Origin of the sequence: Fibrobacter sp. UWB1, from assembly GCF_002210325.1 — a bacterium.
In the GTDB taxonomy this organism is placed as follows: domain Bacteria; phylum Fibrobacterota; class Fibrobacteria; order Fibrobacterales; family Fibrobacteraceae; genus Fibrobacter.
The window spans coordinates 39,971-52,795 of record NZ_MWQL01000005.1 but is presented as its reverse complement, the minus strand read 5'-3'; the positions used below and the strand labels follow the sequence as shown (position 1 = coordinate 52,795).

The 12,825-nt window shown below is 50.9% G+C and carries 9 protein-coding genes; 3 read left to right on the top strand and 6 right to left on the bottom strand.

Features of this window, described 5'->3' with window-relative positions:
- Positions 1 to 14: 14 nt before the first annotated feature.
- A complete protein-coding gene (locus tag B7988_RS05695) occupies positions 15 to 2,141 on the top strand; it encodes a thrombospondin type 3 repeat-containing protein (RefSeq protein WP_088657168.1) in 2,127 nt (708 codons plus the stop codon).
- Positions 2,142 to 2,204: 63 nt separating this feature from the next.
- Positions 2,205 to 2,837 (top strand): peptidylprolyl isomerase, encoded by a 633-nt coding sequence (locus B7988_RS05690; RefSeq protein WP_088657167.1) that lies wholly within the window; start codon positions 2,205 to 2,207, stop codon positions 2,835 to 2,837.
- A 119-nt stretch (positions 2,838 to 2,956) separates the two neighbouring features.
- Here the strand turns inward: B7988_RS05690 and B7988_RS05685 are convergent, their stop codons facing one another.
- From B7988_RS05685 to B7988_RS05660, 6 genes are all read right to left on the bottom strand, one after another.
- A complete protein-coding gene (locus tag B7988_RS05685; protein WP_088657166.1) occupies positions 2,957 to 4,114 on the bottom strand; it encodes a hypothetical protein in 1,158 nt (385 codons plus the stop codon).
- Between the two features lie 89 nt (positions 4,115 to 4,203).
- Positions 4,204 to 5,085, bottom strand: a complete 882-nt coding sequence (locus tag B7988_RS05680) for an NAD(P)H-binding protein (protein ID WP_088657165.1) — start codon at positions 5,083 to 5,085, stop codon at positions 4,204 to 4,206.
- Positions 5,086 to 5,087: 2 nt separating this feature from the next.
- On the bottom strand, positions 5,088 to 6,563 hold the full coding sequence (locus B7988_RS05675; RefSeq protein ID WP_088657164.1) for a DnaA/Hda family protein: 1,476 nt from the start codon (positions 6,561 to 6,563) through the stop codon (positions 5,088 to 5,090).
- A 369-nt stretch (positions 6,564 to 6,932) separates the two neighbouring features.
- A complete protein-coding gene (locus B7988_RS05670) occupies positions 6,933 to 7,367 on the bottom strand; it encodes a hypothetical protein (RefSeq protein WP_073322162.1) in 435 nt (144 codons plus the stop codon).
- 29 nt (positions 7,368 to 7,396) lie between these two features.
- Positions 7,397 to 8,707, bottom strand: coding sequence for a U32 family peptidase C-terminal domain-containing protein (locus B7988_RS05665; RefSeq protein ID WP_088657163.1), 1,311 nt, complete (start codon positions 8,705 to 8,707; stop codon positions 7,397 to 7,399).
- A gap of 91 nt (positions 8,708 to 8,798) precedes the next feature.
- Positions 8,799 to 10,337, bottom strand: coding sequence for a capsule assembly Wzi family protein (locus B7988_RS05660; protein ID WP_249268867.1), 1,539 nt, complete (start codon positions 10,335 to 10,337; stop codon positions 8,799 to 8,801).
- A gap of 232 nt (positions 10,338 to 10,569) precedes the next feature.
- Here B7988_RS05660 and B7988_RS05655 point away from each other — a divergent pair, with 232 nt between their 5' ends.
- Entirely contained in the window at positions 10,570 to 12,813 is a 2,244-nt protein-coding gene (locus B7988_RS05655) for a carbohydrate-binding domain-containing protein (RefSeq protein WP_088657162.1), read from the top strand.
- Positions 12,814 to 12,825: the final 12 nt, after the last annotated feature.

Genomic DNA, 12,825 nt, shown 5'->3' with positions numbered 1-12,825 from the left:
TTATACAGCGGATTATGAAGAAGCTGTTTGCCGCATTAAGCCTAATGTGTATTCCTGCCTTGGCTCAGGTAGGAATCGTAAGGTCAACGAGCGGCATTCACGCCCCCTCGGCAAAGACGCTTCCACAAGGATTTCTTTACATTTCCGGCACCTTCGAAATGGTGAGCGACGGAAACCCCTTAAGCCTGGACGGCGGCTACACCGATTCCAAAGGCAATTTTGTCACCCTCGAAAAGAATACGCCCTCGAACGATGAAACCTTTTACGCGAGTTTCGCCGTCCTGGACAACCTTGAACTAGGCGTATCGATACCGTTCCATTACGAAGGTGATATCAACAACACGGATTTGGACGGATTCGGTCTCGGCGACCTGCATTTGTCCGCGAAAGGTTCCATTCCCGTGAACGAATGGTTTTACCTGGGTCTTAGCGGTGAACTTTTTGCCCCGACAGGTTCTACCGAAAAGGGATTCCGCCCCAGGCACCGCTGGTATGTCAAGTCGGATGGAGAAGCCTATGCCTTCACCTCGAACTATCCGGCCGCCAACGTCAACGTCCATTTTTCGTTTGACCTTAGGCAATACCTGACCTTTAACGGATACGCCGGTCTTCTGAGCGATTTCGGCGAAAAGGCAAAATACCTCCTGTGGGGAGCCGGCTTCAATATCTTCCCCGAAAAGACCCTTACGCTGATTTTCGAAGCATCGGGCGAAACACCCATGCGTTCCACGCGAATGAGCTATCATTTCTTGAATAGCCCCTTCAGACTCACTCCGGGCTTGCGCCTGCACTTGCCTTACGAAGCCTACCTCACCCTTTCGGGCGACGTGGGTTTCCATTACTTCAAGGAGCTCGATTCCGAAGACGCCTTGTCAGTCAACCTCAAATCTGGCAAAAACAACCTGCATTACAAGACATCCGGCTCGCCTGAAGTCGCCATCGCCATTAGCCTTAGCAAGGTATTCAACCTGAGCTGGGGCGACGACGACAACGACGGCGTCATTGACCGTAAAGACATGTGCCCGAACACATTTAAAGGCCAGAAGGTAAACCCCCGCGGATGCCCTGTCGACGAAGACCAGGACGGAATCCTCAACATCGTTGACCTTTGCCCGAACACGCCCACGGGCCTTGAAGTCGATTACAACGGTTGCCCCCTGGATCACGACAACGACGGCGTCGCCGATTACCTCGACAAGTGCCCCAATACGACGAACGGCTTTGCAGTCGATTCTACCGGCTGCATGCTCGACACCGATGGCGACGGCATTGACGACAACAACGACAAGTGCCACGAGACTCCGCACGGAGAACCGGTCGGAAATGACGGTTGCCCCTTGGACCAGGATAAAGACGGCATTCCCAACGAAACGGACCAATGTCCCGACACCCCCGAAGGCATTTCGATTGACAAGAACGGCTGCCCGCTCGACTTCGATGGTGACGGAGTCCCCGACGATATCGACAACTGCCCCAACAGCAAGCTAGGCGAACTAGTCGGCGAATCGGGCTGTCCCCTGGATTCCGACAAAGACGGCGTCCCCGACACAAAGGACGAATGCGCCGACACCCCCGAAGGTGTCACCGTCAATATCCTCGGCTGCCGCATAGACCAGGATGGCGACGGAATCTTCGACGAAGAAGACAAGTGCCCAGGCACTCCCGAAGGCGCCCCAATTGACAGCCTCGGCTGCCCGCTCGATTCTGACGAAGACGGTATCGCCGACTGGGCAGACCAATGCCCAGGCACCGCCCCCAACACGTTTATCGACATTTCTGGCTGCCCCACCAACCAAAGGCACAACTTCAACATGTTTGCAAGACATATCCGCTTCAAGGGAATCGATACGGTCCTTGTGAATTCAAGCTACACCGCCCTTAACGACATCGTATACTACATGCGTCAATACCCCATGAATCTCGAGATTCAATGTTCTGCAAGCGAAGCCGGAGCAAACGCCGAACGAATCTCTAACGAACGCGCCGAATTCATTTACAACTACCTTGTCAAAAAGGGTATCCGCAAGGAACGCCTCAAGTTCCAGGGTTTCGGAAAAAAATTACCGCCGACACTTACGCAAAAAAGCGGCAGCACCGACGTAGTGAGATTTATTCCCTCGCCCGAAAATCAAAAGCAATAGTTTTTTGCTATATTTGCACTTCCATTCTTACGGCACCTCGCCAAATCAAACAAAGGATTTTCTATGAAGATTGCTGACAAGACCGTTGTCCAGATGCACTACACCCTGACCTCCGACGAAGGCAAGGTCATCGATTCCTCCGAAGGCCGCGAACCGCTGCAGTACATTCAGGGCGCCCACATGATCGTGGTCGGTCTCGAAAAGGCAATGGTCGGCCACGACGTGGGCGACAAGTTCGACGTCAAGGTGATTCCGTCCGAAGGCTACGGCGAATACAACGAAGAAATGACCCAGGAAGTCCCGCTGGACGTTTTCCAGGGTATCGACAAGGTGGTCGAAGGCATGATGTTCTATGCACAGACTCCGGCCGGCCCGATGCCGATCCGCGTGAAGTCCGTTTCTGAAAAGACCGCCGTGATTGACGCGAACCACGAACTCGCCGGCCAGAACCTGAACTTCGCCATCGAAGTCGTCTCTGTGCGTGAAGCCACCGAAGAAGAACTCAATCCGCAAGGTCACCACTGCTGCTGCGGAGGCAAAGGCGAAGGCGATCACGAATGCAAGTGCGGCGAAGAAGGCCACGAATGCGAATGTGGCGGAGAAGGCCATGAATGCGGTGGCCACGGCCATAAGGAAAACTGCGACGGTAACGGCGGTTGTGGCTGTCCCAACCACGACAAGCACCACGAGAAGTAATTCAGAATTCGGATTTCAGAATTCGGATTTAGAACATAAAACAATTAACGCGTGTAATTTTTCCAATTACACGCGTTTTCTTTTTAAAATTTATCCGGGATCAACCCGTTTTTCAGCGTTTATTCGTACTGCGGAACAGTCCAAGTCATGGGCACCGCCGGAGTATCGCCATCATCATGGTTGAAGGTAAAGCCCTTCTTGGCGTCAAAGCCTTCAATAGAGCCCTTGACCGCCGAGGCACATTCGCTCGGGTGCAAGCAGCTGGAGTTCTTGAGCACTAGCATGTCGCCATAGACATCCCAGATGCCGGACTTCAACTCTTCGGTATTGGCGCCCTTCTTGGCGACAACGGAGTAATCACCCGATTTCTTGAGCGTAAGCGTCCAATCGAGCCCTTTTTCAGGAGCGATCCATTCGCCAGCCAAGGCTTCCTTGTCAACATCCTTGTACTTGATAGAGGACTTTTCGCACTTGTACGATTCACCCGTATCCATATTCAGGTCGAAATCGGTGCTGACCTGGGCAGAAACTAGCGAATATACCGCCTGATCAAAGAACACCGGAAGCATCAGCAAGTGGCTGCGTTCGATATCGTAGTAACCCGCAGACCAGCTCGATTCTTCCTTGACCGTTTCTTCCACAATATAGCGCCCCTTGTAGAACGAATACACCTGCTTGGTGTCACCGTTCTTGCAAGAAAGCTTGACTCCCTGCAACTGGGTTCCGTCCGAAATCCAATTTGAAGAGATCGGCACATTGGCCTTTTCGACATCGATATAGTCGCCATCGTTGATCGAGACCTGCAACTTCTTTTCGTCCTTGACGACAAACTGGAGCTTTCCGGATTTTTCAAAGAACTTCTGCATTTCGTCCGAAACCTTCGAAGTAATCCCCATAAACGAACCATTGGACTTGCCGTATTCAATCACGCCGTTTTCAAAATCAGAGCGGACCGCGATCCATGCCGTATCGGGAATCCAGATAGAGAACACACCTTGCTTTGCGCCGGAAGCAAGATAAATCTGCGTTCCGAACATTTCTCCAAGGGTCATGTTCTTTTCAAGATCTTCCAAGGTTGCAGCACGCATGCCCTTCGGAAGTTCCGGAGCTTCGGAAGACGATGATTCTTCGACCGAAGAAGAAGATTCCGTAACGCTCGAGGAGCTACCTTCATCACGCTCCACATTCGACGAATTGTCATCGCTGCCACAAGCGGCAAGCATCATGGACAATGCAATGGCGGAAGTGAACACCGCCGACTTTGCTTTAAAATTCATATATACCTCTTTTTCTGCATAGAATATATACAAAAAAAACTGCAATGTAAACAGAATGTGTTTTTTTGTGACAAAAAACGCTTTTTGAATCAAAATTCCAAGGGGGAACCGGGCGTGTAGCCTAAATCGGACTTCGCATTTTCGATATCAGGAGCGGCATCATACAAAAAGCCCGCAAGAGCCTGCTCCGCCGTCACCGGGCGTCCGCCAATCCAGCTTTTCAGGACAGCGAGTTTCTTAGAAATCCACCACGGCAATGGAATCATGCAATGACGCTTGCCAGCCTGCTTCAAGACGGCCTTGGCCATATCCGCCATCGAAAGCACCGTTTCTCCGGCGAGGGCATACGTATTCCCGACGGCACACTCCGAAAGGCCCGCCAAAGCGATTCCCTTGACCAAATCCGTACTTTTCACGGGGCGCTTGAGGCACTTGCCGCCTCCTGGCATAAAATACACCGGAAAGCGCTTTACGTAGGCCACAAACATGTTAAATTCGATTCCGCCGGTACCGATAGGCGAACTGATTACAAGCGTCGGGCGAACAATCGTCCATGGGAGGCCAGAATTCTTGACGTAAGACTCCCCTGCCAGTTTACTTTGACCATACTCCGTCAGCACAGGATACGTCACCGAGATGCTAGAGACATAGACCAAGCGCTTGACAGCTGCCGCTTTGGCCACATTCACGACATTGCGCGTTCCACCGGCATTGATGCGTTCAAAGGCGCCCGGTTTAGTCGAAAGGAGAATCGCGGCGAGATGGTACACCAAATCTACGCCGACAAAGGCTTCGCGGATCGAATCCGCGTCCGTGACATCCCCATAAAAAACCTCCACCCCCTCGGGTAAAAACCCAGCCTGGGTATCGCCCGGGAGCACAAGCACGCGAACACACACATCACGAGCCAAGAGTTCCCGACAGAGCGCCTTCCCTACGACGCCTGCGCCACCCGTCACCAAAGCAATCATTGCTAGGCTTCCAGCAAATAGCGGACATCCTTGACCCTGCGGGCAAGGTCTTCGTCATTATCCATCTGCTTTGCAAGTGAACGGATTGCGGCGATAACAGAAGAGTAATCCCTATTGAAGAATTCGCCGATATTCACAAGAGAGGTATTCGTCATTTCGCGGCTAAGGTACATCGCGACCTTACGCGGCAAGGCGACACCGGCATCCTGACGCTTGCTTGTAAGCGCCATCAAGTCCGTACCGAATTCCAGGGCTACCGTCTCGGCGATACCCTTGACCGTCAGTTCTTCGACTCCGGTCGTTCCCGGAGGAGCCACCAGGCGCTTTACCACGTTCAGGTCAAGATTCTCTTCGCAAAATTGATTCAGGGCTCGAATACCGTTCAGCATCCCCTCGATCACGCGGACATTTTCACGCGGCGGGAGCGAAAGGAACCGACAAATTTCTTCGCGGTCACGGTCAAGAAACGGGATATTCATCGATTTCTTTTGAATCAGCTTGATTCTTGTCGTCAGGTCCGGAACGTCGATTCCAACAGCGACACAAGATTCCAGCGGAGCAAGCAACTTTGCCGAAATGCTCGGAATCGCGTTCGGCAACTTGCGTTCAGGCGGAACTTCGCCTTCTTCCAGGCGGTTAAAATTGGAAGGATGGCGGTCGCATGACAATACGACCTGTTTTCCGAGCGTACGCAAATGCTTGATCAAGATTGCGAGCTTTTCTTGACAGAACTTCTTGCATTCCAGAAGTTGGATATCGTCCAGAATCAAGACATCGCAGTTTTCGTATTTATCCTGGAAAGCTGTAGCGAGTTCACGGACATTACCCGTCTTGAGTTTCAGCGCCTTGTACATGGCAGTAGCATCGTGCACGAAATCGAAAGCCTGGCAATAGATGACACGCGTATCGGGCTTCGTTTTCACGATTTGGGCGGCAATCGACTGGAGCAAATGAGTCTTGCCCAAACCAGACTTGCCATACACAAAAAGCGGATTCAAGGCCGGATCGCCCGGATTTTCGGCAACGGACTTGCAAGCTTCGCAGGCAGTACTGTTACAATCGCCCTCGATAAAGTTTTCAAACGTATAGCCAGAGTACAGAGAAAGCTTATTGCGCGGACGCCTTCTGGGCGCTGCTACACGGGGGGCGCGCACAGGGGGAAGCTTCGGGGCGGCCGGAGTCGACATCACCTGCACATTCTTTTCGGCAGGGGCAATAGAAATCTTGAAATCGACAAAGGAATCGCCAAGAACCTCGGAAAAAGCAGTGCGCAAAACACCTGCATAATGCGCATTCACCCAGTCTCTGCGAAATTCATCGGGAACTGTTATCTGGGCGTAGCCGTCAAAAAAGCCCTGGTATCCGACCATATCAAGGATTTCAAGACCCAAATAATCATTACATTCAACATGCGCACGGTCCAACACCAACTGCCAGACCGAAGATTCAGAATTCAAAAGAGCAACAGAGTTTGTCACGTTCTACCAATCATCTAAAAAAGCATGGAAAAATTAAATAAAGCATACAAGAAAATAATCGAGACCGCTCATTTTTTTCTAAAAACGCCGTTTTTAGCGTAAAAAAGCCAAAAAAATATTTATTCCCAAAACTTACCGCATTGTTGCAAACAAATCACTCTTTTAATCACTCCGCAGTCAAGATAGACTCCCTATGATTAGAACACTTTATCAACAGAAAAATTTTGTAGCATGTCTTGACAAGAAAAAACATACTTTTAGTGCTCAAATTATCATCATTCCAAAAAGCATACAAATAAATAACAGCCCTTTTTAGTCAAAAAAAGGCAATTTTTCATAGAAGATATTGATTGTCAATGATTTAGCGGTCTATTTATTTTCGTCCAGTTTCGACTGGAGATTTTCGATCCGCTGTTCCAGCATTTTCTGGATTTCAGGCAGCAGCCTATCCTTGATTCGGTCCAGATAAAGGCACTGCAGCTGGATCATGCGATTGCGGTGGCGACCGGCGTGTTCCTGAATCCAGCGACTTACCGCCAACTGGCGGTCCTGCATGCGTTCCTGCAGTACCTGCTTAATGTATGTCGTCTGTACGGACATATAGCGCTGCATGTTGAACGGGAGCTTGTATGTGCGGATAAACTGCTTGAGCAATTCCAAAAGCGAGAGATTCTGCCCTTTGCGATCCTGAATAAACTGCTTCAGTTCTTCGCAGTGGCACTCAAAGAAAGGCATAATGGCCTTATCATCAATCTGATAAAGTTCCAGTTCGTCTTGTTTCTTTGTCGCTTCGTCGACTGCCATACGCTATAAATTTATAAAAAAATCAAATTTTATGTGATTTCACGCACAAAAAAGGCAAAATTCGCATTAGAAGAAAGATTTTCAACGTTTTCTTGTAAGAAAACGACACCTTCGGTACCCGGATGCAAGCGATCCACGTCCCCACCCTTGAAATCCTTCATCGAATCGATCTTGCAGCGGGCCATGCCCGAGGGAGTCATCAACGCAAGAGAATCGTCTATCGAGAAGGGGTTCTTGACATTCACGCGGCAGGAATTCGTGTTCGCATCATAGGCTATGACCTGAGCGGCCACGCAGCCACCGGGAGCATCTTCGTGAGTGGACTCGTAATTCTGCGGCAAGGGGCCGCGCAGGAATCCCGGCATAAAGCCGCGACCGTCCACAAACGAAATCGCGCGATAGGCGTCATCCGACACCTTGACCGATTCCGTTGCAACGCCCTGTTCCATTTGTGCGGCGCAAGAATCAATTGCCATACGGTAGGCACGCACCACCTGGCTCAAGTAATACACCGACTTGGTGCGGCCTTCGATCTTGAACGAATCGAGCCCTGCCGCCATCAGTTCCGGAATCACGTCAATTGCGCAGATATCGCGGCTACTCATGAAGTACGTGCCCCAAGCATCTTCGTCCAAGGCGATCGGATCCAGTTCCGGACGATCCGTGCGCTGCAGGCTGAAAGAACCCTCGTGCTCGCGATAGTCTTCACACTGCGGTTCAGGATTGGCATACAGGCGGTATGGCATACGGCAACTGTTATCGCAGGCACCTTGGTTTGCATCGCGACGGGTGACCCAGTTACTAAGCATACAACGACCGGACATCGACATACAAACCGCACCATGCACAAACACTTCCAGTTCCAGATCCGGCAAACGGTTCTTGATTTCCAATATTTCAGACAAGCGAAGTTCGCGGCTCAAAATCACGCGACGCACGCCCAAATCGTGCCAGAACTTGGCCGCCAGGTAATTCGTCGTATTTGCCTGCACAGACAAATGAACTTCGACCTCCGGTCGCACTTCGCGAAGCCAGCCCACAAAGCCTGGGTCCGCCACAATCAGCGCGTCGGGTTTCAAATCAATGGCCGCTAGCAATGCGTTCTGGAAGGCTTCCACCTTCACATTGCGCGGAATCACGTTACTCGTGAGATAAAACTTTTTGCCCAATCGGTGGGCGTATTCAATGCCTGCGGCTAAGTCATCTAAATTCTTGAATCCGTTTTCACGGGCTCGGAGCGAAAAAGCAGGCTGGCCCGCATACACGGCATCGGCGCCGTATGCAAAGGCGTACTTCATGCGAACAAGATCGCCAGCAGGAGCAAGAAGTTCAGGTAGCATTGTAGTAGACAGTAGGAAGTAGGAAGTAGGAAGTAGGAAGTAGGAAGTAGGAAGTTGGAAGTTGGAAGTTGGAAGGGGTGTGGGTTCGCAATTACCACTTGAATCCCGTTCTCAAATAAACCTTTTCGTCGTTGAACAACGTAATCTCGCCGAGGAAGAACACATACTGGCCTTCGTAGCTGATCGAAGGCGTAAGCGAATATTCCATATCAGCGCCCTTCAAGAAACGCTTGTGAATTTTCATGTGGTTGCGACGCGGAGTCGTATCATTCACCGCGCTACCGTAATCCGTTCCTTTCCAGAACCAGGTATTGCGAAGCGAGGCAAAAACGTGACGGTCCAGGCGGCCATAAGCCGTAAAGTCAATCGTCTGGCTGTTCGGACCAGCCTGGTTACCCAGCGGGCGGCCCAAATGAGCCATCTGCGCCGTATTTGCATGGAAATGGGAATACACATAAGGTTCAATGCGGGCATATTCGGCTATAAAGCCCGATTCCAACAAATGAGACTTAATCTTGAAATCGTGTGCACCATGCATACCGGCCATCCACGCCCACTTCGCTTCGATATTGTCGTTTTTCACAAGACTCACCGGACTTTCCATATCGTCCAGGTAGAATTCGCTATACACGCGGAGCGAACGGAACAAGCGGTAGTTAAAGTCGAAGGAAAGAGAACCATTATTGCTGTCTTCGGAATAGTTCCCCTTTTCCATGAACAGCGGGACCACCGGCACAAAAAGCCAAGGCTTCAAGTTGTCGTACTGGATTTGCAGTTCGCTGATACCGAAGGTCGCATTGCCCACAGCCAGTTCATAGCGATGACCGAATATATTGCGCGTTTCTTCCTTGTTGTTCATTCCCATGCCGGGATAAATGCGCAAGTCTCCGTAGAACGAAAGAACACGCAACGGGCCAAATTGCATATCGAGCGAAAGCATATTGTACGGAAGCGCAAACTGGTTCAGGCTCAAGTTATTGTAATAGCCCGGGCCCCAGTGCATCACGTCGCGACCGAAATCCAGACGCAGCCAATCATAATTCAACGCAATATGCGCACGGTAGCGGGCATAGCTCGTGTATTCAAGCCCCGAATTATTTTCTTCTTTCTGGAATTCCAGGAATTCACCGTCAAAAGATTTCGGATAACTTGCGGAATGCCCTTCGTCGTAAATGCGAGCATCGAGTACAAAATCAATCGAATCCGCATAACCGCGCAAATAGATACCGCCATCGACTCCCGGCCAGATCGTATCGCCAAGCGATTCGCCACCACGGTAATCAATCCCCCCTACAAGCGACATGGCAAGTCCCATGCGCGGATTCTTTTTTTCAAAAGCCGAACCGTGTCCTGAAACCGCAGCGCCGTTTTCACTATCGTAATAAAGCAATGCATTTCTTTCGGAGTCGACAAAGTTCTTGCGAAAAGCTGTATCGCGATGCGGATAAGCAAAGAACTGGCGCCCCTCCCCTGTCGTTACACGATGCAAATCAAACAGCATCGGAGAATTTTCAAGGAGTCGCAAATTGCGGACATTTTCAGGACCGACTACAGGCGATGCTGCAAATGCCGGTACAGAAAGCATGGCTGCCACCAAAAGGGCAAACGGCTTAGACAGTGATATTTTCATAACGTCTCGATTTTTCAAGAATCAAAATGGCGTATTCTATTTCAAAAGATAGCTTTTTATTTGTTGTAAACAACGCAACGGGTGCATTTTGGAGCGATTTGTTCCGAACGGGAAAATTCGTTCCAAATTATGTTTTCTGTTTTTTTTATTAAGTCACTTTTTTGTTTAAAACGGATTGTTCCACTATGTATTTTTCATAAAAACAAAAACAACCCCCATAAAAGAGGAAATCATGCTTACAAGGAATTGTTTGGGAATTACTTCCCTTGTAGCAGGAGGCCTTATTGCCGGATGTTCGAGCGACAGCAGCTCTACCAGCCCCAAAGACAACCTCGCCGATGCTACAGGAACTATCACTAACGCATGCGTCTATGACGGCTACGCAGCCATGCAGGGCGCAAGCGGAGAAACACTTTGCCTCGATACCGAAGGGACACTTGCCTTCTGGATCAATGCAGACGGAAGCTACGGGTTTCCCGAAGCCACGCCGGGCTCCACTGAAAATAACACCGCAGATCCTATCGAAACCAGCACAGATGTAGGCTCAACGATGCCTAGCGACTCTACGGTATCCGCCGACAAACCCGCAGAGGATTCAACGGATTCCGAACCTGCAAGCGAAACGCAGTCTTGCACCACCGACAAGGCGCTCTATACCGTAAACGGCATTTCTTACTACAAGAATGAAGACGGGAGCCTCTATTATTTTGATACCGACTGCAACAAGACATCCCTTTCGACGATCGCACCGGCAAGCAGTTCTTCTGAAAATTCTGACGATCCCGAAACCGACGCAAGCAGCGCATCACGACCGGGACTTTCTTCTTCCGAAACCGCAACACCTGTATCTAGCAGTTCAAATGCAACGCCAAGCAGTTCTGCAGTCACAGTTCCGAACAGCAGCGCCTCCGTCGCTACACCGTCAAACGGTTCTGTGCCTGCAATCACCTACGCTGCCAGCGGCGCCACGGTTGAAAACAACAACAACTGCGTCACGGTTACCGGTGGCGAAGTCGTCATCACCTGCGCCGGCGACTATGACTTTAGCGGCTCCTATAACGGTGCCGACGCACAAATCCGCGTGTACTCTCCCAAGAGCGATTCGGGCGTTTACCTGAACCTACGCGGGCTCACGCTCAGCAATACAGCAGACGCGCCCATTTACGCACAGATGTCCAGCAAGACTTTCGTGGTCGCCAAAAGCGGAACCACCAATACGCTTAGCGACGGAAGTTCCCGCACAAAGTCCTACACTTACGTAAATTCCAACAACGAAACAAAAGTGGACACCACCGGCGCCTGCATTTACGCCAAGGACGACTTGACCATCAAGGGCGAAGGCACCTTAATCGTCAAGGGCAACTACAACAACGGCATTCACACCAGCAACGACTTGCGCTTCCGCGGCGCCACAACAATCAACGTGACCGCCGTAAATAATGGCTTGAAGGGCAAGGGCACCGTAGATATCGAAAACGGAAACATTACCATCGCAGCGACCAACGGCGACGGTATCAAGAGTGACGAAGGCGAAGATGCAGGCTCTATAGTAGACAATAAAGGTATTGTCAATATCAAGGGCGGCAACATCACCATTACCAAGGCGGGCGACGACGGCATCCAGGCTTACAACTATATCATCGTCCAGGACTCTGTTTCTGAGCCGAACATCAAGGTAACATCGACCGGCAAAGGCATTGTCTCTGACAACAGAGTTTACATCAATGCCGGAAAGATCGATATTTCCTCTGGTGACGACGGCGTTCATTCCAACCAGAACATCTACTTTAACGGAGGCTACACAACTATAGCGGCCCCCAAGAACGACGGCGTACACGCCGACTCAACCCTCATGATTAACGATGGCACCATCTACGTGACCAATTCCTACGAAGGTCTGGAAGCCTGGTACATCAAGGCAAACGGCGGCATCACCGATGTCTACGGAACCGATGACGCCTGGAATGCGGCCGGCGGCAATGACGGTTCCGGCAACACCAATCAAGGCGGCCAGTCAAACTGGGGATTCGGCCCCGGAGGCGGCATGGGCGGCGGCATGGGTAGCAGCAGCGGATTCTTGACCATTACGGGCGGCGTTCACCACGCAAAGACCGGCTCCGGTGACACCGACGGCATTGACAGCAACGGCGAACTCACGATTTCTGGTGGCGTTGTCATCGTTGAATGCCAGATCAGCGGCGGCATGGGCGGCTCCTTCGACGCCGACGGCACTGCAAGCCTCACCAGCAAAACGGTTCTCGGTTTCAGCAGCGGTTCCTCGGAAAAGGGCACGAACTATAACGTGAGCTTTACAACCGGCAACTACTACGGAACCTCTAACATCGCATTCAAGCCCTCCATATCGGGTAGATACATGGTCGCTACTACGGGTCAGCCCGCACAAGTAAGCAATACCTCCAGCTACCAGAAAAGCGTCACCTTCCCTTCAGGAAGCACAGTCTACTACAACGAATAGAATTCCTCCTAA